This is a genomic window from Couchioplanes azureus (assembly GCF_014648355.1).
In the GTDB taxonomy this organism is placed as follows: domain Bacteria; phylum Actinomycetota; class Actinomycetes; order Mycobacteriales; family Micromonosporaceae; genus Actinoplanes; species Actinoplanes azureus.
In genome coordinates this window covers 656,999-677,763 of record NZ_BMQY01000003.1, presented here as the reverse complement: position 1 = coordinate 677,763, position 20,765 = coordinate 656,999, and the positions used below count along the sequence as shown (strand labels likewise).

The following is a 20,765-nucleotide window of genomic DNA, read 5'->3' as shown; positions in this document are numbered from 1 at the left end:
CCCGCGTCAGGGTGGGAGGCATCCGGCGTTGTACGCCGGCCGCCACTACGGTCGAGTGATGACCGTTGACGTTCTCGACCGCCGCCGGCTGGAGGGCGCCAAGGTAGCCGTCGGCGTCACCTTCGCCGCGAACGGGCTCGCCTTCGGTGGGTGGCTGGCCCGGGCTCCCGCCGTACGCGATGATCTGAGCCTTTCTCCCGCGGGGTTCGGCCTGCTCCTGTTGTGCCTGTCCGGGGCGGCGGTGTCCGCGATCCCGCTGGCCGGGCCGGTCGTCCAGCGGGTCGGTCCGGCGCGCGCGGTCCTGCTCGGCAGCATGTCCGTCGTGCTGGGCCTGGTGGGCCTGGGCGTCGGCACGGCGGCCGGTTCCGTGGTCGCGGCGGGTGCCGGGCTGATCTTCATCGGCATGGGGAACAGCACCTGGGACGTCGCGATGAACGTCGAGGGCGCGGACGTGGAACGGCGGCTCGGCCGGACGCTGATGCCCCGCTTTCATGCCGGTTTCAGCCTCGGCACGGTGGCCGGCGCCGGGGTGAGCGCCGTGGCGGCCGCGGCTTCGGTCACGGTCGCCGTGCAGGTGTTCGTCATGGCCGCCGTGGCCGCGGTGCTGATGCTGGTGACCGTGCGCCGGTTCCTTCCCGTACCCGAGGATCGCGACGAGCGCTCGCACGGCGGCCGGGTCAGGGACGCCTGGCGGGAGCCGCGCACGCTGCTCATCGGCGTGATCATGCTCGGCTTCGGCTTCACCGAGGGCGCGGCCAACGACTGGCTGGCGATCGGCCTCGTGGACGGCTACGGCGCGAGCGAGACCGTCGGGGCGGTCGGCTTCGGCTTCTTCGTGACGGCGATGACCCTCGGCCGGCTCTTCGGCGGCGCGGCGATCGAGCGCTGGGGCCGCGTCCGTACGCTCCGGCTGACCGCGGTGACCGCCCTCGCCGGTCTGCTGCTGGTCGTGTCCGGCATCGGCGTGCCGGCCGTGCTCGCCGGCGCGCTGTTGTGGGGCGCGGGCGCATCGCTGGGCTTCCCGATCGGGATGAGCGCCGCGGCCGACGACCCGCTGCGGGCGGCGCTGCGGGTGTCGGTCGCGGGCTCGATCGGGTACGGGGCGTTTCTCGCCGGACCGCCGCTCATCGGCCTGCTCGCCGAGCGTTTCGGCGTGCTGCGCGCCCTGTCGGTGGTCGCCGTGGCCATCGGGCTCGGCCTGCTGGGCTCGGGCGCCGCCCGATCTTCCGTCAGCGGTGCAGGAAGTCGCCGATGACCGAGGCCAGCACCTCCGGCTGCTCGATCACCATGGCGTGCGACGCGTCCGCCAGCTGCAGGTGCCGCATGCGCGGATTGACCTTCGCAGCCGTCTCCGCCTGTGCCAGCAGGTGGCGGCGGTGCGCGGCGTAGAGGTCGGCGAGCGGCTCCTGCTCCGGCAGGTTCCGCGTGGCGAGAACCGTCAGTGTCGGCGCGGGCGTCGAGGCGTAGACCGGGCCAAGATCAAGTTCGCTCATCAGCGTACGCAACGAGCCCGACGTCTCCACCGTCGGCCGCATCGTGGTCTCCCCGTCCTTGTGCACGAGGTTGCGCCGGAAGCCCTCGATCCACAGTTTCTCGTTGGCGCCCATGTCCCGGGCCGCCATCTGCTGCCGCTCCACCAGATCCGGCAGCTCGGTCGCCGTGATCGTGCGCCCGAGCTGCGCCTGCGCCGCATCGAAGGCGGCATCCAACCGCGCCAGCTCGGCCGACGCCTTCTCCGGCTCCAGGCCCGGCAGCTGCTCGACCCGCGTGGGCGGCGGATTACCGTCCAAATTCACCACACCCGGCGACTCCGGATGCCGCTGCCCCCAGAGAACGGCCAGCATCCCGCCGAGGGAATGCCCGGCCACAGCAGGACGATCCAATTCCAGCTGTACGGTCACCGCGGCGACGTCACCGAGCGCCGCATCCCACGACCACGGGCCGTCGCCGGAGCGCCCGTGCCCCCGCAGGTCCATGGTGATCACCCGGTTCCGGGGCCGCAGCGCCCGGGCCAGCGTGGTGAGCATCGCAAGATTGCCGCCGGCCCCGTGCAACAGCAGAAGCGGAGGCCGGTCCCCGCCGAAATCCCGCACGGCGATCGGAAGCTCCCCGGCGTCGACCAGTCGGTCATTGATCATCATCGTCTCCCTGGCGCTCGACGCCGTATGTCCTCGGCGCCGACGCTGTTTCCGGCGCTCGTGCTGTTCGTGGTCCTCGTGCTGTTTCCGGCGCTCGTGCTGTTCCTGGCGCTCCTGCTGTTTCCGGCCCTCGTGTCGTCCTGGCCCTGGTGCTTTTCCTGCAGCTCGTGATGTCCGCGGCGGCTCCTGCCGTTTTCGATGCTCATGCCGTCCTCGGCGGGTCAAATCGTGTCATCTGCGAGACAAGGGCTGTCAAGGAGCATGCCTCCCGGTCTCCCGCCCTCCGCCCCGCCGAGGGGAGCCTGCCATCTAGGGTCGAGCGGTGGACGAACCGGCCCCGCGCCCCCTGACCGAGCCGCACCCGTCCCGCCTCGCACCCGGCCATCCCCGCCGGGCGGAGATCCTCGCCGCCCACGCCGCGGCCCTCGAAGCCGGCCAGGCGGGCTACCCGGATCCGGAGACCGGGCTCTTCGTGCTCACCGCCGGCTTCCTGGCCAAACGCGGCACGTGCTGCGGACGCGGATGCCGTCACTGTCCGTACACAAATGGTGTCTGACCCGGCCTTCCGCCGGCCCCCGGAGACCAGTACGGTGTGCCCGAAATATTCGGGAGGACCAGGTGCGCAAGCGTCTCATCGCCCTCGGCGCCGCGGTGGCGCTGCTCGCGCCGGCGGGCTGCTCGAAGGAGCAACCCGGCACGACGCCGCTTCCTCCCGTCCGGATCGCGGAACAACCGGCGGCATCGGCGGGCGGGGCCTGCATCCTCTGGGACTACCCGTTCATCCAGAAGACCATCGGCGTCGCCTTCTCCGTCGCGGCCTCGGACCAGGTCGACGAGACCTCGACCTGCGTGGTCCAGACCACGTCGGCCGAAGGGCCGTATCTGGTGCTCTCCGTGGTGGAAAGCACCAAAGCGGACGCCGACCTGTTCCTCGACGAGATGATGCCCGCGAAGTCGACGAAGGTGAAGGGGCTCGGCAAGGCGGGCTACCGCCTGGTGACGAAGGCGTCCGGCGGTCACGGCCCGACGATCGAGTTCGGCTGGCTGAGCGAGGCGGAACAGCTCCAGACGCTGCGGTTCACCTTCGCGAAGGGCGCCCCCGCGAAGGACGTCGAGCGGATGCAGCCCAGGCTGTTGTCGCTGGCCAAGGCGCTGAACACCACCAACGGCTGACCGCCCACCGATTGGCACGACCGCCGCCCGGCAGCCTGCCCAAGCGGCGGATGCTCTGCGTAACCGCGACGCCTCCCGCCTGACGTGTACCGGGCCGTGCCGCTCCGGACCCTCTGCGAACCATGCCGCAGGCTGTCTCGGAACCATGCCGCAGGCTGTCTCGGAACCATGCCGCTGCGAACCTGCCTCGGAGTCTTGCCGCGTCGAGCTTGTCCCTGACTTGGCGCTCCGTTGGTTCGTCCGGCGGCGTCGTCGTCGCGGCCCTGTCCTACGAGCTTGGCGCTCCGCGGGTTCCTCCCGCGGCCCTATTCCTTCCTGCGGCGGCGCATTCCACCTGCGCGGGGCGCCGTCTGCCTGGGTGTGCCGTACTCCGCCGGGCTCAACATGCCTGATCCTGGCGGCTCTGCCGGGGCACGCCGGCCTGCGCGGGGACCGCTCAGTGGGCGTCGACGAACACCCGGGACGCGACCTCGCGCGGTAGCCGGATCTTGTCACCCGACCGGTCGATCGTGACCCCGTCACGCTCCTGGGCGACCGTCACGGTCGCGCCCGGGTCGATGCCCGCGGCGTGCAACTGGCGCAGCACGCCGGCGTTCGTCTGGACGCTCTCGCAGATCCGGCGTACCACCACACTGCCGCTGAGCCCCGGGAAGGCAAGGTTGCGTTCGCCCGCGTTCACCGTCGCGGCGCTGCTGTCCAGCAGCTCCTCCGACGGGGAGCCGAGGACTTCGAGGCCCGGGATCGGATTGCCGTAGGGCGAGCGTGTCGGCCGGTTGAGCAGCTCGTAGACCTTCTTCTCCACGGCGTCGCTCATCACGTGCTCCCAGCGGCAGGCCTCCTCGTGGGCCTCCTCGTAGGGCATGCCGATGACGTTGACGAGCAGCAGCTCGGCGAGCCGGTGCTTGCGCATGACCGCGACCGCGGCGACGCGACCCTGCTCGGTCAGGAGGAGATGGCGGTCGTTCTCGACGGTGAGCAGGCCGTCGCGCTCCATCCGCGCAACCGTCTGGCTGACCGTGGGGCCGCTCTGGTGCAGGCGTTCCGCGATGCGCGCGCGCAGTGGCGGCACGCCCTCTTCCTCGAGCTCGAGGATCGTGCGCAGGTACATCTCGGTGGTGTCGACGAGATCATTCACAGTGCGGCCCTCCCAGCAGCGATATTACCTCGCAGCCGGGGGTTGACTTCGTGCCGACGAGGTGCGTGTGGAGACCTTACCGGACGGCACTCGAAGATGTCTGGACCCGACAAATCGCCTCCACCGCGGTCAACCCGGCCCATCCCGCTCTCGCCGTCCTCGGCTCGCCGTCCACCCGGCCCCGCCGTATCTCCGTCGCGTCTCGCCGCTGACCTGCTGCTTCCTGCCGTTGATCTGCTGCGTCCCGTTGTTGGCCTCCTGTGTCCTGCCGTTGATCTGCTGCGTTTCGTTGGCCTCTTGCGCCTCGCTGGCTGCCGCGGCCGCTGAGTGCCCGGCGCGTTGTTATCCACAGCCCTCGGCTTGCGATCCGAATCTGTCGGGCCGGCGTGGCAGAGTGACGGCATGGCGGATGGGACGACGGCAGTGATCTGGGACGAAGCGCTGCTCGCATACGACATGGGCGATCACCCGCTCAACCCGGTCCGGGTCGAGCTCACCATCGCGCTCGCTCGCGAGCTGGGAGTCCTCGACCGCCCGGGGGTCCGGATGATCGTGCCCACGCCGGCCGGCGACGACGCCCTGACGCGCGTGCATCGCGCCGACTACCTGGATGCCGTGCGGGCCGCGCCGATCGATCCCTTCTTCCAGGGCTGGGGCCTCAACACGCCGGACAACCCGGTCTTCGACGGCATGCACGAGGCGTCCGCCCGCATCTGCGGCGCCACGATCGCCGCGGCCGAGGCCGTCTGGTCCGGCGGGGCGACCCGCGCCGTCAACGTCTCCGGCGGGCTCCACCATGCGATGGCCTCGCGCGCGTCCGGGTTCTGCGTCTACAACGATCCCGCCGTCGCGATCGCGCGCCTGCTCGACCTCGGCGCCCAGCGCGTCGCCTACATCGACATCGACGTCCACCACGGCGACGGCGTCCAGGCCGCCTTCTACGACGACCCTCGCGTCCTGACGGTGAGCCTGCACGAGTCGCCGCTGGCGCTCTTCCCGGGCACGGGTTTCCCCGACGAGACGGGAGGGCCGGGAGCCGAGGGCACGGCGGTCAACGTGGCCCTCCCACCGGGCACCGGCGACGCGGGCTGGCTGCGTGCCTTCCACGCGGTCGTGCCGTCGGTCGTGCGCGCGTTCGAGCCGCAGGTCCTGTTCACCCAGTGCGGCGCGGACGCCCACCGGCTCGACCCGCTCGCCGACCTGCGCCTGTCGGTGGACGGTCAGCGGGCCGCCTACATCGCCCTGCGCGCCCTGGCCGACGAGGTCACCGGCGGCCGGTGGATCGCCACCGGCGGCGGCGGATACGCGCTGGTCGAGGTCGTGCCCCGGGCCTGGGCGCACCTCCTCGCGGTGGCCACCGGCGCACCGCTGGACCCCGGCACGGCGACCCCGCCAGGCTGGCGCAAACTCGCCGCCGAGCGCTGCCCCGGCGGCACGGTCCCGGCGACGCTGACAGACGGCCACCCTCCGCCCGTCGAGCGCTGGGAGCCGGGCACCGCGACGGACGCGGTCGACAAGGCCATCATGGCGACCCGGTCGGCCGTCTTCCCCCTGCACGGACTGGACCCCCATGACCCCCGAGACTGACCGCCCCCGCGCCCTGGAGCGCGGTCGACCGGTGACGGCTCCGTAGGGGCGGGAGCGCCACCTTCGCAAGGGACAAACGGGAGAGACCCGCGACGGGATCGCATCGGAGACGGAGACTGGGGAGGTGAAGCCGGTGAGCAGAGAGTCCGTGACCAGAGAAGCCGACGTGCTGCTCTCCGACGGCAGCGCCGTGCATCTGCGTCCCATCCGCCCGGATGACGCACCCGCCATCGTGGAGTTCCACTCGCGAATGAGCGACCGCACCCGCTACCTGCGCTACTTCTCGCCCTACCCGCGCATCCCGCAGCGCGACCTCGACCGCTTCGTCAACGTCGACCACCGCGACCGCGAGGCCTTCGTCATCGTGTCCGGTGCGCGCATCATGGCCGTCGGGCGCTACGAGCGCCTCGGTCCCGACTCGCCCGAGGCCGAGGTGGCTTTCGTGGTCGAGGACGCGCACCAGGGCCGGGGCATCGGGTCGGTGCTGCTCGAGCATCTCGCCGACGCCGCCCAGGAGAACGGCATCTCGCGTTTCGTCGCGGAGGTGCTGCCCGAGAACGGCGGCATGCTGCGCGTCTTCAGCGACTTCGGCTACCAGGTCCAGCGCCAGTACGCCGACGGCGTGGTGCACCTGAGCTTCCCCATCGCCCCCACCGAGAAGTCCCGGGAGGTGCAGGAGAGCCGCGAGCAGCGTACGGAGGCGCGGTCCATCGCGCGCCTGCTGCATCCGCGCGGTGTCGCCGTGTACGGGGCGAGCGCCAGCGGGCAGGGCATCGGTGCGGCCCTGCTCGCCCACCTCCGCGACGGCGGATACACCGGCACCGTCGTGCCCGTGCACCGGCGTGCCCTCCGGGTCGCGGGGCTGCCCGCGTACCGGTCGGCCGCCGACGCCGGTGCCGATGTCGACCTCGCGCTCATTGCCGTACCCCCGGACGGGGTTGCGGCGGCGGTGGCCGACGCGGCCGCGGCCGGGGCAGGCGGCCTGGTGGTCATCTCCGCCGGCTTCGCCGAGACCGGGCCGGAGGGGGCGCAGGCGCAGCGGGCCCTGGTCGACACGGCACGCGCGGCGGGCCTGCGGGTCGTGGGTCCCAACTGCCTGGGCATCGCCAACACCGACCCTTCGGTACGGCTGAACGCGACGCTGGCGCCGCTCCTGCCGGCGGCGGGCCGGGTGGGCTTCTTCAGCCAGTCGGGAGCGCTCGGGGTGGCGCTGCTGGCCGAGGCCGACCGTCGCGGGCTGGGCCTGTCGAGTTTCGTGTCGGCGGGCAACCGCGCCGACGTCTCCGGCAACGACCTGTTGCAGTACTGGCAGGACGACCCCGGCACCGATGTCGTGCTGCTCTATCTCGAGACGTTCGGCAATCCGCGCAAGTTCGCCCGGCTGGCGCGGCGGATGAGCCGGACCAAGCCCGTGGTCGCGGTGGCGTCCGCGAGCCGCCCGCCGGGGCTGGCCGGAGATCTTCCCGGTCCGGACACCAAGGCGGTCACCGCGCTGTTCGCCCGCTCCGGCGTCATCCGCGTCGACACGGTCGCGGAGCTGTTCGACGTGGGTGTCCTGCTCGCACACCAGCCGCTGCCGACCGGGCGCCGGGTCGCCGTGGTGGGCAACTCGTCGGCGCTGTCGGGCCTGGCGGTGGCCGCGTGCCGGGCCAACGGGCTCACCGTGGCCGACGGCTATCCGCATGACATCGGCCCGCAGGCCGGCGCGCACGACTTCGCGGACGCCCTCGCCGACGCGGCCGTCGACGACCGGGTCGACGCGCTCGTGGTGGTCTTCGCGCCGCCGCTGCCGGGGCAGCTCTCCGACGAGGACGCCGACTTCGCCGCCGCCCTCGGCAGCGTCGCCCTGGCGGGGGAGAAGCCCACCGTGGCGACGTTCCTGCTCGGGCGGCTGCCCGCCCGGGTGCCCGCGTATCCGTCCGTGGAGGAGGCGGTGCGCGCCCTCGGCCGGGTGGCGTCGTACGCCGACTGGCTGCGCCGGCCACCGGGCGTCCTGCCGGTGCTCTCCGGGGTGGATCCCGCGGCGGCCGAGATCGACGGGCCGCTGCCGGAGCTGCTCGCGGCGTACGGGATCTCGATGCAGCCGTCCGTCTCGGCGGCCACGCTCGACGAGGCCGTCGCCGCGGCGAGGGCCCTCGGCTACCCGGTGGCGGTGAAGGCGGCCGGGCGCTCGTTGCGCCACCGCATCGACCTCGGCGCCGTCCGGCTCGCCCTGGCCGACGAGGGTGACGTGGTCGCCGCCTACCAGGAGCTGTCCGCGGCGTTCGGCCCGCAGGTGCTCGTGCAGTCCATGGTGGCCCCCGGGGTGGCGTGCACGATCGAGGTGGTCGAGGATCCCGCCTTCGGCCCGGTGATCGGCTTCGGCCTGAGCGGCGTGGCCAGCGAGCTCCTCGGCGACCTGGCCTGGCGGGCGGCCCCGCTCACCGACCGGGCCGCCGAGGCGCTGGTCGACGAGCCGCGGGCGGCGCCGCTGCTGCACGGCTACCGCGGTTCCGAGCCGGTCGACCGGGACGCGCTGGCCGACCTGCTGCTCCGCGTCGGCCGCCTCGCGGACGAGCACCCGCGCGTCCGGGCGCTGTCCTTGAAACCGGTGCTGGCCCGCCCGGACGGATACACGGTCCTGCACGCCTCGGTGGAGATCGGCGAGGCCGGCACCCGCCCGGACACCGGCCCCCGCCGCCTGCACACCGCCTGACGCCGGCACCCAGCGTCCAACGAGCGGCCCATCACCGAGGGGCCCGGCACAGGACCGGGTAGGCGGGACGCGGACGAAGGCGCCGGGTAGGCGGGACGCGGACGAAGGCGCCGGGTAGGCGGGACGCGGACGAAGGCGCCGGGTAGGCGGGACGCGGACGAAGGCGCCGGGTAGGCGGGACGCGGACCAAGGCGCCGGGCAGACGGCACGCCAACGGGGCGCGGAGAAGGCGCCATGCAGACGGACCACGGACGAGGCGCGTGCATGCGAAGCGCAGACGAACACCCCTGCAAGCGAAGTACCGACACAGGTACCCGGCAAGAAACACCCGGACGAGAAAGACCGGCCGCATACCGCGACCGGCCTTCCCCCGTAAAACCCCCGTGATCCCCCGTGACCCCGTGAACCCCCGTGAAACTCAGCTGGCGTACGCCTCCAGGCGCGACGCCCGCTGCGGGTCCCGCAGCTTCGACATCGTGACCTTCTCGATCTGGCGGATCCGCTCACGGCTCAGCCCGAACTCGCGTCCCACCTCGTCGAGCGTGCGCTGACGCCCGTCGTCCAGGCCGAAGCGGAGGCGGATCACCGCGGACTCGCGCTCCGACAGCGTCGCCAGGACGATCTCGACCTCGTTGCGCAGCTCGCCCTGGGTGATGGTGCCGCCCGGCTCGGCGTTCGGGTCGACCGCCGCGACGAAGTCGCCGAGGGCGCTCTCGCCGTCCTCGCCCACCGCCTGGTCCAGGCTGACCGGCTCGCGGTCGTACGAGATGAGCTCGATGACCTGGAACTCGGGCACGCCCAGGGCCTTGGCGATCTCGGCCACGGCGGGCTCGCGGCCGAGCTGGGCGGCGAGGTCGCGCCGGGCCCGGACCATGCGGTTGACCTGCTCGACCATGTGCACCGGGATGCGGATGGTACGGGCCTGGTCGGCCATGGCGCGGGTGATGGCCTGGCGGATCCACCAGGTGGCGTACGTGGAGAACTTGTAGCCCTTGGTGTAGTCGAACTTCTCGACCGCGCGGATCAGGCCGAGGTTGCCCTCCTGGATGAGGTCCAGGAACGCCATGCCGCGGCCGGTGTAGCGCTTCGCGATGCTGACGACGAGGCGCAGGTTGGCCTCGAGCAGGTGGTTCTTCGCGGCGCGGCCCTCGGCGACGATGATCTCGAGGAGCGGGGCCAGGTCCTCGCCCGCCTCGGGGAGCTTCTCCTCGGCGTAGAGGCCGGCCTCGATGCGCTTGGAGAGGGTGACTTCCTCGACCGCGGTGAGCAGGCGGGTGCGGCCGATGCCGTTGAGGTACGCCCGGACGAGGTCCGCGGAGACGCCGCGCTCGTCGGTGGCGTCCAGATCGGCCAGGGCCTCGACACCGTCAGTCATGATGTTCTCGGCGGCAACCACCGTGGACTCCATCGCCTTCATCTGCAGGACCACCTTTCAGTCCCCTCCCCGCTCAACCGATGTCGTGCGTTCCCAGCCGCATTCGTGCCGGTGATCAGAAGTGTGGACCGGGGGGCGTTAAGCCGAGGTAAGGCAAGCGTGCGGGTGGCATGAATCGGGGAGAACCATGAGGTCGGCAAGCCGACAGGCGCCCGGATTGGTGTGACATTTACCGAACGCGGCTCAATTCCGAATGCGTGGTCGAGGACCGGTAATCTGCCAGGAGGGCACGGGTCGTACGAGGAGGTTCGGTGGTTTTCAAAAAGTTGATGCAGGCGATGGGCGTGGGCGGGCCGTCCGTGGAGACGGTGCTCGCCAACCCCAACTGCCGCCCCGGCGGCTACCTCGAGGGCCAGGTGCACGTGATGGGCGGCGACCACGCCGTCGACATCGAGTACGTGGCTGTCGGACTCATGACCCGGGTCGAGGTGGAGAGCGGCGACAGCGAGTACAACACCGATCAGGAGTTCCACCGCCAGCGTCTCACCGGCTCCTTCAAGCTCGACGCGGGCGCGCGCTACGACATCCCGTTCCGCTTCGACGTGCCGTGGGAGACCCCGATCACGGAGGTGTACGGGCAGCACCTGCACGGCATGACCATGGGTCTGCGTACGGAGCTCGAGGTGGCCCGGGCGGTCGACAAGGGCGACCTGGACGCCGTGGCCGTGCACCCGCTGCCGGCCCAGGAGCGGATCCTCGACGCCTTCCTGCGGCTGGGCTTCCGCTTCAGCCGGGCCGACGTGGAGAGCGGTCGGGTCTACGGCGTGCAGCAGACGCTGCCGTTCTACCAGGAGATCGAGTTCTACCCGCCGGCGCAGTTCGCGCACGGCATCAACCAGCTCGAGGTCACGTTCATCCCGACGCCGCACCAGCTCCAGGTGGTGCTGGAGATCGACAAGCGGGGCGGGCTGTTCACCGAGGGCCACGACGCGTTCGGCCGCTTCGACGTCGACTACCACACGGTCGACCAGGTCGACTGGACCGCGCAGCTCAACGGCTGGCTGCAGCAGTCCGCCCAGCGCCGCGGTCTTTTCTAGATCTCCAGCAGGACGGTTCGCGGGCCCACGTTCACGCTCTCGACGAGCATGTGGGCCCGGAACCGGCCCGTCTCGACGGTAGCCCCGCGCTCGCGCAGCGCCTCGACGACGGCGGTGACCAGCGGCTCGGCGGCCTCCGCAGGTGAGGCCGCCGACCAGCTCGGCCGCCGGCCCTTGCGCGCGTCGCCGTAGAGGGTGAACTGGCTGACCACCAGCAGCGGCGCGCCGGCCTCGGCCGCCGAGCGCTCGTCGTCGAGGATGCGCAGCTCGTGGACCTTGCGGGCCATGGTCGCGGCGGTCTCCGCGGTGTCGGTGTGCGTGACGCCGAGCAGGACGAGCAGGCCGTCCTCGATCTTCCCGACGACCTCGTCGGCCACGGTCACGCTCGCCCGGCTGACGGTCTGTATCAGTGCCCTCATCGGCGCCGAGCGTACCGGCTCTTGGCGGCGATCCGCGTACCGGACATCATGGACGGATGGCCCGCGGATTGCGTTACGTCGATGCCGTCAAGATCCTCGACGGGGCGGGGCCCGCCGCCAAGGCGGTCGACGACCTCCTCGGCGGGGTGCTGGCGGTGGCCACCGCGGGCGGCTCGGCGGCGGCTCTGTCGCTCTTCGACGCCAAGACCGAGATCGTCCGCCTCGGCCACGTCGTGGCCGGCAAGCTGCATGATTCCGTACGGGGACTCCCCCGCCACGACCGCAGCAGCCGCCTCCAGGCCGCACACGGCGTGCTGGTGCTGGCCGCCTACTTCGAGGCGTTCGACCAGGTGGTGGCGCAGGCCGGGATCGGCGCGGCGGCCCTGACCCGCGACGAGCAGATCCTGCTCTCCACCGGCACCAGGGTCGACGGGGACTGGCTGGAGTCGCTGGTCACCGCGGAGCTCCCGGTCCCGTCGGCGGCGCGGCCGCACCGGGGCCTGGCCGCGGAGCTGGCCGAGTTCTACGCGGCCGCGAGCGCCCGGCTGCGCGGCTTCCTCGAGGGCCTGGCGGTCTGGGAGCGGGCGAGCGAGCGGGAGCGGCGCGCCGCCGGCGACCTGATCGGCGCCCGGCTTCCCGGCCTGGCGGTCCGCCGCTACGAGGAGATCAGCCTGCGCCTGGCCGTGGACGTGCCGGAATTCGGTTTCTGGGTGGCGCGCGCCGAGCGCCAGGCCATCGGCCACAGCCTGGGCGAGCTGCGCGAGCTGCTGGAACGGACGGGTTCCGGACGTCGGGCCGAGGGCTGGCGGGCCGCGCTCGCGGCGGCGTACCGCGCCGACCTGGAGCTGCCCGTGCTGCGCGGCGACACCGGGGAGGTCCGGGTCCCGTCGCTGGGGGAGGCGTACCTCGATCCGCGGTTCCGGGCCCGGCTCGCGTCGCCGAACTCCAGCCTGGCGGAGGAGTCGTGGTGGACCGGGGAGACCCGTGCGGACCTCGCCGCCTTCCTCGCCGGCCATCTGACCACGCCGCAGGCCTTCGAGGCGCCGCTGGTGCTGCTCGGCCAGCCGGGGGCGGGCAAGTCGGCGCTGACCCGGGTGCTGGCGGCGCGGCTGCCCGCCGCGGACTTCCTCGTCGTGCGGGTGGTGCTGCGCGACGTGCCGGCCGAGGCGGCCGTCCAGGACCAGGTCGAGCTGGCCGTACGCGCGGCCGTGGGGGAGAGCGTCTCCTGGCCCGAGCTGACCCGCGCCGCGGCCGGCGCGCTGCCGGTGATCCTGCTCGACGGGTTCGACGAGCTGATCCAGGCGACCGGCATCCACCAGTCCGACTACCTGCAGCGGGTGGCGGCGTTCCAGCAACGCGAGGCCGTCCTCGGCCGGCCGGTGGCGGTCGTGGTCACCAGCCGCCTGGCGGTGGCCGACCGGGCCCGGCTGCCGGGCGGCACGCTCGCCGTGCGCCTGGAGGGTTTCGACGAGGCCCAGGTCGCCGCCTGGCTGGCGACCTGGAACCGGGCCAACGCCGGGCGCCCGGAGCACCGGCCGCTGCCGGCCGAGGTGCTCGCGCGCTTCCCGGACTTCTGCGAGCAGCCGTTGCTGTTGCTGATGCTCGCGCTCTACGACGCCGCCACGCACGCGCTGCAGAGCGAGGCCTCGCTCGAGACCGCGGAGCTGTACGAGCGGTTACTCAGCAGCTTCGCCGAGCGCGAGGTGCGCCGGCTGCACCCGCGCGAGCCCGAGGCGGCGGTGCCGGGCCTGGTCGAGGAGGAGCTGGTCCGCCTGTCGGTGGTCGCGTTCGCGATGTTCAACCGGCTGCGCCAGTCGGTCACCGAGCGGGAGCTCGACGCCGACCTGGCCGCCCTCGGCCTCGCGGCGGTGCGGCCCGGCACCGAGGCGTTCCACCGGCCGCTGACCGCGGGGGAGGAGCTGATCGGGCGCTTCTTCTTCATCCAGCGGTCCCGGGCCACGCAGGACGATCGCACGCTGCAGACGTACGAGTTCCTGCACGCCACCTTCGGGGAGTTCCTGGTGGCCCGGCTCACCGTCCGGGCGCTGCGGGACACGGCGGCGCGCGCGGCCGTGGCGCGGCTGCCCCTGGGCGGTCCGCGGGACGAGGGCCTGGTGCGGACGCTGCTGGGATACGCGCCGCTGGCCGCCCGCGCGACGGTGCTGCCGTTCGTCACGTCGATGCTCGCCGGCGAGGACCGGGGCATGATCCGCGGGTGGCTGGTCGACACGCTGCGCGTCGCGCTGACCCGGCCGGCGCATCCGGCCCAGGAATACCGCCCGGTCGACAAGCGGGTGGACCACCTGATGGCGACGTACTCGCTGAACCTCACCCTGCTCGCGCTCGCCTGCGGTGAGCCGCTGCGCGCCTCCGAGCTCTTCCTGTACGCGGGCGACCCGGCGGCGTGGCTGCGCGGCGCCGCCCTGCAGTGGGAGGCGGCGGTCCCGTCCGGCATCTGGAACGAGCTCGTCGCCACGCTGACGGTCATCCGCGGCTGGGACGGCGACCGCCGCGACCTCGTCCTGGACCCCACCGCGGAGCGCCGCTTCCCGGCGGTGGACCTGCGCTGGAGCACCGCCGGCGCGACGGCCGGCACGCCCGGCACCTGGGGCACGGTGCCGTACGACCGGGTCGCCAACCGCCTGCATCTGACCGCCGACACCGCGGCCGACCTGGTCCGGTGGGCCGCCGAACCGCTCGCCCGGTGGATGCCGGACGCGGTCACCACCGTGGTGGCCATGGGCAAGGAGGACGCCGAGTCCGTGGCGCACGCGCTGGTGCGGGTCTGGGTCGGCGCGGCGAGCGCCGACGCCGCCACCCTCGCCGCCGGCTACGCCCGCGCGGTGGACGCCCTGCTCAGCGGGGGACCGGAGCAGGCGGCCTCGCAGCTGCACTTCGGCCGGGCCGCCCGGCTGCTGCTCGGCATGCTGACCCGCGACGCCGCCCGGCTTCCGGTCGCCGACGTGCTGCGCTGGCTCGGGGCGTACGTGCGCAGCAGCTACTTCCGGCGGGTGGTGCCGGAGGTCCTGGAGTGCCTCGCCGCCGCCCGGATACCCGGCGGGGAGGGCGTGCCCGAGCTCGTCGACGAGATGAACCTGCTGCGGCTCCAGCTGACCGCGGTGGACCAGCTCCGCGTCCTCGCGGCCCTGCACGAGCTGCGGGGCTGCCTGCCCCCGCGGACGGCCTCGCGCCTGCGGGCGTACCTGGTGCGCGGCGTGTCCGTGGCGCTGGCCGACCCGCAGGCCCGGCAGGTGCTCGCGGCGGACCGCGCGCTGGCCGCCCGCGTGGCGCAGGCCGTGGATCAGTAGTCGCCGGCGGTGGCCGGGGCGGCGACGGCCGGGCGTTCGCCGCGGGCGAGGGCCTCCTGCTCGGCGACGATGGCCTCGGTCGCGGTGGTGCCGAAGCGGGTCGCGCCCGCCTCGTAGAGGGCGAGCAGGGCTTCCAGCGTACGGACGCCGCCCGAGGCCTTGACCTCGACGGCGGGTGACACGGCCGCGCGCATCAACCGGATGTCGTCGAGGGTCGCGCCGCCCGGCGCGAAGCCGGTGCTGGTCTTCACGAAGTGGGCGCCCGCGCTCTCGGCGAGGCGGCAGGCGTGCACCTTCTCCTCGTCGGTCAGGTACGCCGTCTCGAGGATCACCTTGACCACCCGGCCCTGGGCGGCGGCCACCACCGCGGCGAGGTCGGCGCGCACGGCGGCGTGCTCGCCGCCGCGCAGCATGCCGATGGCGAGCACCACGTCGATCTCGTCCGCGCCCGCCTCGACCACGGCGTGGGTCTCCGCCACCTTCACCGCGGTGGGGGTGCTGCCGTGCGGGAAGCCCACCACCGTGCCGACCAGCACGCCGGTGCCGTGCAGCGCGGCCTTGGCCAGCGCCACGTCGGCGGGGCGCACGCACACCGAGGCGGTGCCGTAGCGGGCGGCGACGGCGCAGCCCTGCCGGACGTCCTCGGGGGTCAGCTCGGGACGCAGCAGCGCGTGGTCGATCATCTTGGCGACGTTCATCGGGTGTCTCCTGTCCGGGGCGGCTGCACGTCGAACGTGACGTGCAGCGAGTAGCGGCTGCCGACGTAGCGGCTCACCGAGTGTTCGAGGGGCTGCGAGAACTGGTCGACGATGACGCGGCTCTCGACCAGCAGGGGCTCGGTGGCGGCGACCTGGAGGTGGCCGCCGTCGGGGCCGGCGAGCTGGGCGCTGAGCGTGGACGAGCCCAGGGTGGGCCGCAGCCCGAACTCGTGCAGGGCCCGGTGCAGCGAGCCGGTCTCGAGGTCGACGTCGAGCAAGGCGGTCAGGTGCGGCGGGAAGCTCGCGTACTCGATCGCCATCGGGACGTCGTCGGCGAGCCGGACCCGGACGATCGAGATCACCCGCGGCGCGGCGGCGGTGAGCTGCAGCGCCGCGGCCTCCTCGGCGCGGGCCGGCCGCAGCTCGGCCTCGACCACCCGCGACGACGGGCGCCGGCCCCAGCTGAGCACCTGGTCGTGGAAGCTCATCAGGGTGGCGGCGGCGCGTGGAGCGGGACGCTGGCGCACGAAGGTGCCCCGGCCCTGCACCCGCTCGATGAGACCGTCGGCCTCCAGCGCGTTGAGCGCGGCGCGCACGGTCATCCGCGCCACGCCGAACTCCTCGGCGAGCGCGGACTCGGCCGGCACCAGGTCGCCTGGACTGGCCCCGGCGAGACGGGTGCGCAGGGCCCGCTCGATCCGCACATAGAGCGGCGTCTTCGCCATTGGTCCTCCAGGTCATCTAGACAACCTAGAGGTTGCCTCACCGGCCCGGGGGTTGTCCATAGGATGTGGCCCATGACGCTCTCGCTGCCCATCGACGCCGAGGCCAACAAGCTGCTCTCCACCGACCCGCTGGCGCTGCTCGTCGGCATGGTGCTGGACCAGCAGATCCCGTTGGAGAAGGCGTTCAGCTCGCCGTACGTGCTGGCGCAGCGGCTCGGCCACGCGCCCACCGCCGAGGAGCTGGCCGCCTTCGACCCCGATGCGCTGATCGCGATCTTCGCCGAGCCGCCGGCGCTGCACCGGTTTCCCAAGGCGATGGCCGCACGGGTGCAGGAGGTCTGCCGGGCGCTCGTCGACGGCTACGACGGCGACGCGGCCCACCTGTGGCGGGACGCCGTCGACGGCAAGGAGCTGCTCAGGCGGGTCGCGGCGCTGCCCGGCTTCGGCAAGCAGAAGTCGCAGATCTTCGTCGCGTTGCTCGGCAAGCAGTACGGCGTCCGGCCGCCCGGCTGGCGGGAGGCTGCCGGCGCGTACGGCGAGGAGGGCTCGTACCGCTCGGTGGCCGACATCGTCGACGGGGAGTCGCTGGCGCGGGTGCGAGCCTTCAAGAAAGAGATGAAGGCGGCTGCGAAGAGCGCGCGAGCAGGCTGAGCATCTGCGCGGGCGGCAGCGGCTCGGCGAACAGGTAGCCCTGGCCGATGCCGCAGCCCAGCAGCTGCAGCTCGGTGGCCTGCTCGGTGGTCTCGATGCCCTCGGCCACCGTGGTCAGGTGCAGCGCGTGGCTCAGCCGCAGGATCGCCTCGGTGATGCCGGCGCCCTCCGGCGTGCCGTTGAGCTCGGCCACGAAGCTGCGGTCGATCTTGAGGATGTCGACCGGCAGCCGGGTGAGGTAGTGCAGCGAGGAATAGCCCGTGCCGAAGTCGTCGATGGCGACCCGGATGCCGTGGGCGCGGAACTCGGCCAGCATGGTGATGCCCGCGACGTCGTCGACCAGCGCCGACTCGGTGATCTCGAGGACCAGGCGGCCCGGTTCCAGGCCGGTGAGCTGCAGCACGGCGAGCACGTCGTGGACCAGCGTCGGTTCGTGCAGCTGGCGGGGGGACAGGTTGACGCTGACGTACGTGTCGCCGCCCCACGAGACGACCTGGGCGCACGCCTCCCGCAGGACCCAGAGCCCCAGGGTGTTGATCGTGCCGTTGCGCTCGGCGATCGGGATGAACCGGGCCGGGGACACCACCCCGAGCTCCGGGTGCTGCCAGCGGACCAGCGCCTCGACGCCGACCGGGCGGCTGTCGGAGAGGTCCACGAGCGGCTGGTAGAGCACGGTCAGCTCGCCGCGCTCCAGGGCGCCGGTGAGGTCCTCGCCGAGCTGGGCGTCGGCCGCGCGGCCGTCGGTCATCGACGGGTCGTAGAGCTGGACGCCGTGCGTACCCAGGTTCTTGGCCTGGTACATCGCAATGTCCGCGCGGCGCAGCAGGTCCTTCGGCGTGTCGCCGGCGCGGGTCGTGGCCACGCCGACGCTGGCGCGCACCGGCACGGTGTCGTTGCCGAAGCACACCGGCGAGGCCGCCGCGGCGCCGAGGATGCGGTGGGCGGCGGCCAGCGCCGAGTCGGCGTCGGTCACGTCGGTGAGCAGGACGACGAACTCGTCGCCGCCGATGCGCGCCGCCACGTCCTCGGCGCGCACCGAGGAGCTCAGGATCTCGGCGAAGCCGGTCAGCATCGTGTCGCCGGCGGCGTGCCCGTACGCGTCGTTGACCAGCTTGAAGTCGTCGAGGTCGATGAGCAGCAGCGCCACGTCCTCGCGGTCGCCCACCGTGCGGGCGAGCCGGTCCTCGAGGCCGGCCCGGTTGGCGAGCCCGGTCAGCGGGTCGTGCAGCGCCAACCGCTGCAGCTCGTTCTCGCGCTGCCGCAGCTTCGTCTCCACCTGCTGGCGGCGCTCGATGTCGCGGCGCAGCGCGGCGGTGGCCGCGTCGACCTTGCTCATCGCCCGGTTGCGGGCGCCGGTCAGGATGCCGACCAGCGCCGTCAGCAGCAGGGTGATGGTGAGGCCGAGGGCCCACGCCGAGCCGACGATGCCGCGGTCGGTCTCCGCGAGCAGCCGCTCGGTCGGGTGCACCTCCAGCTTCCACATCCGCAGGCCGGCGGGGATGAAGGCGGTGCGGCTCAGGGTCGCCGAGGGACGCGCCAGCTCGGCGGTCGCCTGGGCGACCACCCGGTCGCTCGTGCTGGCCGGGTCGGCCAGCTCGGCGGTCACCGCGCCGTGGGCCTGTGCCCGCAGCGTCTCGTTGAGCAGGTCGCCGCCGTGCACGCCCAGGCTCAGCCACCCGCGGATGGGGCCGTTCTTGAAGTACACCGGCACCGCGAGCGTGAACGACTGCTGCTGCTCGGCGAGGGGCAGGCCGCGGTCGGCCGGGAACACGTACGCCCGGCTGACCGCGAGCCCGCCGACGATCCGGGCCTCGTCCAGGGTCTCGTCGGCCTCGGGGGTGCTGTTGAGGTCCCAGCCCGTGGAGACCGGCCGGCCGTCGAACGACTTGGTGAACACGACGAAGGTGTGCTCGATGCCGGTGCCCACCGGCTTGAACCGCAGGTCCGGCGCGCCCTTGCCGCGCCAGTACTGCTCCAGCATCGCGACGCCGGTGTCCTGGGAGGAGACCACGAAGGAGAGCGACGTCGCGCCGGGCAGGCGGCGGGTGCTGACCTTGGAGGTGATCCAGGTGAAGTGCTCGGCGTTGAGGTCGTTCTGGGCGCCGAGCGCGATCGCCACGTCGAGGAGGGTGTCGCCGTACCGCTGGATCTCGTTGGAGATGGCCCGGTTGAGGTCGCTGGTGTAACGGTCCATGAGCTGCGCGGCGTAGCGCTGCTCGGTGTCGCGGGCGCCCTGCGCGGCACCCCAGGACGCGGCGATCCCGGTGAGCGCGACCACGACCACGATGGCGACGCCGGACCACCGGCGCCGCTTGAGGACGGGCGTACTCGTCAGCACGCTGTACTTGATCGGCCGTTGCGCGCCGTACTTGAACGACCGGCGTCCGGTGGTATGCGGACCGGAGACAGTGCGAGGATGGGCCGGTGAAGAAGCAGCCGGAGCGGCCGGTGCTGATCACCGACGCCGCCCGCAGCCAAGAAGATCAACTCCGTAGCCGACAGATCCGTTATGTCACGATGATGGGCATTCGTGCCGGGTGTCTGATCCTCGGGGCCGTGCTCATCAGCGCCCAGCCTCCGCTGCTCCCGCTCTGGCTGATCCTCTGCGCGGCCGGCATGGTCTTCCTGCCCTGGGCGGCGGTCCTGATCGCCAACGACCGCCCGCCCAAGAGCAAGACGCACCCGCCCGCGCCGCAGCCCCGGCCGCACCCGCGCGCCGTCACGCAGCAGCCGGACGAGCCGGCCCCGCACCGCACCATCGACGCCGAGCCCTGAGCGCGTGGGCGACATGCGTGCTCTCACGCTGAGAGCATGCCTCGGGCCGGCCGCCCGGTTCTCCGGAGGAACTCAATTCCGCCTCAAGGGCGTGCGCCGATCCGCTGCACGGCCGCGGCCCCGAGTGCGGCGCCGGCCGCCAGCGCGGCCTGCGGATCCGCGCCGGAACACCAGGCCCGCAGCAGGCCCGCCGCGAAGGCGTCACCCGCGCCGGTCGGATCGAGCGACGGTACGCGGACACCCGCCACCGACCGCAACACCCCGTCACGAGTCGCCCAGACGGCACCGTCGCCCCCGCGCTTGACGACCACGTTGCGGGCGGCCGAGGTGAGCACCGCCGCCTGCCGCTCCGGCCCGCCCGGACCGGCGAGGACCTCCGCCTCGTCCGCGTTGCAGAGCAGCAGGTCGATTCCGCGTACCAGCTCCAGGAAGTCGCCCGAGCGCCGCAGCGGCGCCGCCGAGGCCGCGTCGACGCTGGTCGTCAGCCCGCGCGAGCGGGCCGCGGCGAGCGCCGCCAGCCCGCCCGCCCGGGATCCGGGGTGCAGCAGCGGATACCCCGACAGGTGCAGGTGCCCGGCGTCCGGTGCGGTCTCGACCGCGGCCGTGACGTCGTCCGGCGCCAGCAGCAGCGCCGCGCCGCGGTCGGTGATCATCGTCCGCTCGTCGGAGGTGCTGAGCACGACGACGCTGCCGGTCGCCGCGCCCGGGTGGCGCCGCACGTCGCAGCGCACCCCGGCCTCGGCCAGCTCGGCCACCCGCTCCCGTCCGCCGGCGTCGTCGCCCACCGCCGCCACCAGGGTCACCGAGGCGCCGGCGTGGGCGAGCCAGGCGGCCGTGTTCGCCGCCTGCCCACCCCCGCCGACCCGGATCCGGGCGTCGGTGTCCGACCCGGTGGCCAGCGGCCCGGCCCGCACCACCAGCACGTCCGTGACCAGATCACCGACGACGATCACGCCTGCCGGGGCGGCGGCCGCGTCGGGGCCCGGGGC

General features: G+C 73.1%; 18 protein-coding genes. 10 read left to right on the top strand and 8 right to left on the bottom strand.

Translation table 11 applies throughout. The annotated features are described in order from the left end of the window. Positions 1–58 precede the first annotated feature (58 nt). Positions 59–1,255, top strand: a complete 1,197-nt coding sequence (locus IEY99_RS14335; RefSeq protein ID WP_189203252.1) for an MFS transporter — start codon at positions 59–61, stop codon at positions 1,253–1,255. On the opposite strand, the gene IEY99_RS14330 is transcribed toward IEY99_RS14335, so the two are convergent. Then, positions 1,230–2,138 carry an alpha/beta fold hydrolase gene (locus IEY99_RS14330; RefSeq protein WP_189203250.1) on the bottom strand — a complete coding sequence of 303 codons (909 nt, stop codon included), beginning with the start codon at positions 2,136–2,138 and terminating at the stop codon, positions 1,230–1,232. The two genes, IEY99_RS14335 and IEY99_RS14330, sit on opposite strands and share 26 nt — an antisense overlap. A gap of 27 nt (positions 2,139–2,165) precedes the next feature. Here IEY99_RS14330 and IEY99_RS14325 point away from each other — a divergent pair, with 27 nt between their 5' ends. The 3 genes from IEY99_RS14325 (at position 2,166) to IEY99_RS14315 (ending at position 3,311) form a co-directional block, all read left to right on the top strand. Continuing rightward, positions 2,166–2,309 (top strand): hypothetical protein, encoded by a 144-nt coding sequence (locus tag IEY99_RS14325; protein WP_189203248.1) that lies wholly within the window; start codon positions 2,166–2,168, stop codon positions 2,307–2,309. Positions 2,310–2,460: 151 nt separating this feature from the next. After that, positions 2,461–2,694, top strand: a complete 234-nt coding sequence (locus IEY99_RS14320) for a DUF5522 domain-containing protein (protein ID WP_189203246.1) — start codon at positions 2,461–2,463, stop codon at positions 2,692–2,694. 62 nt (positions 2,695–2,756) lie between these two features. Further along, the gene (locus tag IEY99_RS14315) at positions 2,757–3,311 is read left to right on the top strand and encodes a hypothetical protein (protein WP_189203244.1); all 555 of its coding nucleotides are present in this window, start codon (positions 2,757–2,759) and stop codon (positions 3,309–3,311) included. Positions 3,312–3,747: 436 nt separating this feature from the next. Here IEY99_RS14315 and IEY99_RS14310 read toward each other — a convergent pair whose 3' ends face one another. Continuing rightward, positions 3,748–4,446, bottom strand: coding sequence for an iron-dependent transcriptional repressor DtxR (locus tag IEY99_RS14310; protein WP_189203242.1), 699 nt, complete (start codon positions 4,444–4,446; stop codon positions 3,748–3,750). Between the two features lie 402 nt (positions 4,447–4,848). Here IEY99_RS14310 and IEY99_RS14305 point away from each other — a divergent pair, with 402 nt between their 5' ends. Together IEY99_RS14305 and IEY99_RS14300 are read left to right on the top strand one after the other, a co-directional pair. Further along, positions 4,849–6,033, top strand: a complete 1,185-nt coding sequence (locus IEY99_RS14305; RefSeq protein WP_189203240.1) for an acetoin utilization protein AcuC — start codon at positions 4,849–4,851, stop codon at positions 6,031–6,033. 133 nt (positions 6,034–6,166) lie between these two features. Continuing rightward, positions 6,167–8,728 (top strand): bifunctional acetate--CoA ligase family protein/GNAT family N-acetyltransferase, encoded by a 2,562-nt coding sequence (locus tag IEY99_RS14300; protein ID WP_229798649.1) that lies wholly within the window; start codon positions 6,167–6,169, stop codon positions 8,726–8,728. A 418-nt stretch (positions 8,729–9,146) separates the two neighbouring features. On the opposite strand, the gene sigB is transcribed toward IEY99_RS14300, so the two are convergent. Continuing rightward, a complete protein-coding gene (gene sigB, locus IEY99_RS14295) occupies positions 9,147–10,136 on the bottom strand; it encodes an RNA polymerase sigma factor SigB (protein WP_189203629.1) in 990 nt (329 codons plus the stop codon). Between the two features lie 278 nt (positions 10,137–10,414). Between sigB and IEY99_RS14290 the strand changes: the two genes are divergently transcribed. After that, positions 10,415–11,200 carry a sporulation protein gene (locus tag IEY99_RS14290; RefSeq protein ID WP_189203238.1) on the top strand — a complete coding sequence of 262 codons (786 nt, stop codon included), beginning with the start codon at positions 10,415–10,417 and terminating at the stop codon, positions 11,198–11,200. Here the strand turns inward: IEY99_RS14290 and dtd are convergent. Beyond that, entirely contained in the window at positions 11,197–11,619 is a 423-nt protein-coding gene (dtd, locus tag IEY99_RS14285; RefSeq protein ID WP_189203236.1) for a D-aminoacyl-tRNA deacylase, read from the bottom strand. The genes IEY99_RS14290 and dtd overlap by 4 nt on opposite strands. A 56-nt stretch (positions 11,620–11,675) precedes the next feature. On the opposite strand from dtd, the gene IEY99_RS14280 reads away from it, so the two are divergent. Next, a complete protein-coding gene (locus IEY99_RS14280) occupies positions 11,676–14,927 on the top strand; it encodes an NACHT domain-containing protein (protein WP_189203234.1) in 3,252 nt (1,083 codons plus the stop codon). On the opposite strand, the gene deoC is transcribed toward IEY99_RS14280, so the two are convergent. Both deoC and IEY99_RS14270 read right to left on the bottom strand, forming a co-directional pair. Continuing rightward, complete coding sequence (gene deoC / locus IEY99_RS14275) at positions 14,921–15,625, bottom strand: deoxyribose-phosphate aldolase (RefSeq protein WP_189203232.1); 705 nt, start codon at positions 15,623–15,625, stop codon at positions 14,921–14,923. The two genes, IEY99_RS14280 and deoC, sit on opposite strands and share 7 nt — an antisense overlap. Continuing rightward, positions 15,622–16,350: a GntR family transcriptional regulator gene (locus IEY99_RS14270; protein ID WP_189203230.1), complete on the bottom strand. Its 729-nt coding sequence runs from the start codon at positions 16,348–16,350 to the stop codon at positions 15,622–15,624. The genes deoC and IEY99_RS14270 overlap by 4 nt, the downstream gene beginning before the upstream one ends. A 72-nt stretch (positions 16,351–16,422) precedes the next feature. On the opposite strand from IEY99_RS14270, the gene IEY99_RS14265 reads away from it, so the two are divergent. Next, positions 16,423–17,001 (top strand): HhH-GPD-type base excision DNA repair protein, encoded by a 579-nt coding sequence (locus tag IEY99_RS14265; RefSeq protein WP_189203228.1) that lies wholly within the window; start codon positions 16,423–16,425, stop codon positions 16,999–17,001. Here the strand turns inward: IEY99_RS14265 and IEY99_RS14260 are convergent. Then, positions 16,955–19,339, bottom strand: a complete 2,385-nt coding sequence (locus tag IEY99_RS14260; protein ID WP_189203226.1) for a putative bifunctional diguanylate cyclase/phosphodiesterase — start codon at positions 19,337–19,339, stop codon at positions 16,955–16,957. The two genes, IEY99_RS14265 and IEY99_RS14260, sit on opposite strands and share 47 nt — an antisense overlap. An 86-nt stretch (positions 19,340–19,425) precedes the next feature. Between IEY99_RS14260 and IEY99_RS14255 the strand changes: the two genes are divergently transcribed. After that, positions 19,426–19,776, top strand: coding sequence for a DUF3099 domain-containing protein (locus IEY99_RS14255; RefSeq protein ID WP_189203224.1), 351 nt, complete (start codon positions 19,426–19,428; stop codon positions 19,774–19,776). A gap of 83 nt (positions 19,777–19,859) precedes the next feature. On the opposite strand, the gene IEY99_RS14250 is transcribed toward IEY99_RS14255, so the two are convergent. Further along, the gene (locus IEY99_RS14250; protein WP_189203627.1) at positions 19,860–20,729 is read right to left on the bottom strand and encodes a carbohydrate kinase family protein; all 870 of its coding nucleotides are present in this window, start codon (positions 20,727–20,729) and stop codon (positions 19,860–19,862) included. Positions 20,730–20,765 lie beyond the last annotated feature (36 nt).

Excerpts from the sequence above, each read along its gene's own strand:
- IEY99_RS14280 (WP_189203234.1), top strand. The coding sequence starts at position 11,676 with ATGGCCCGCGGATTGCGTTACGTCGATGCCGTCAAGATCCTCGACGGG.
- IEY99_RS14265 (WP_189203228.1), top strand. The coding sequence starts at position 16,423 with ATGACGCTCTCGCTGCCCATCGACGCCGAGGCCAACAAGCTGCTCTCC.
- IEY99_RS14305 (WP_189203240.1), top strand. The coding sequence starts at position 4,849 with ATGGCGGATGGGACGACGGCAGTGATCTGGGACGAAGCGCTGCTCGCA.
- IEY99_RS14325 (WP_189203248.1), top strand. The coding sequence starts at position 2,166 with ATGTCCTCGGCGCCGACGCTGTTTCCGGCGCTCGTGCTGTTCGTGGTC.
- IEY99_RS14330 (WP_189203250.1), bottom strand. The coding sequence starts at position 2,138 with ATGATCAATGACCGACTGGTCGACGCCGGGGAGCTTCCGATCGCCGTG.
- sigB (WP_189203629.1), bottom strand. The coding sequence starts at position 10,136 with ATGGAGTCCACGGTGGTTGCCGCCGAGAACATCATGACTGACGGTGTC.
- deoC (WP_189203232.1), bottom strand. The coding sequence starts at position 15,625 with ATGAACGTCGCCAAGATGATCGACCACGCGCTGCTGCGTCCCGAGCTG.
- IEY99_RS14335 (WP_189203252.1), top strand. The coding sequence starts at position 59 with ATGACCGTTGACGTTCTCGACCGCCGCCGGCTGGAGGGCGCCAAGGTA.
- dtd (WP_189203236.1), bottom strand. The coding sequence starts at position 11,619 with ATGAGGGCACTGATACAGACCGTCAGCCGGGCGAGCGTGACCGTGGCC.
- IEY99_RS14270 (WP_189203230.1), bottom strand. The coding sequence starts at position 16,350 with ATGGCGAAGACGCCGCTCTATGTGCGGATCGAGCGGGCCCTGCGCACC.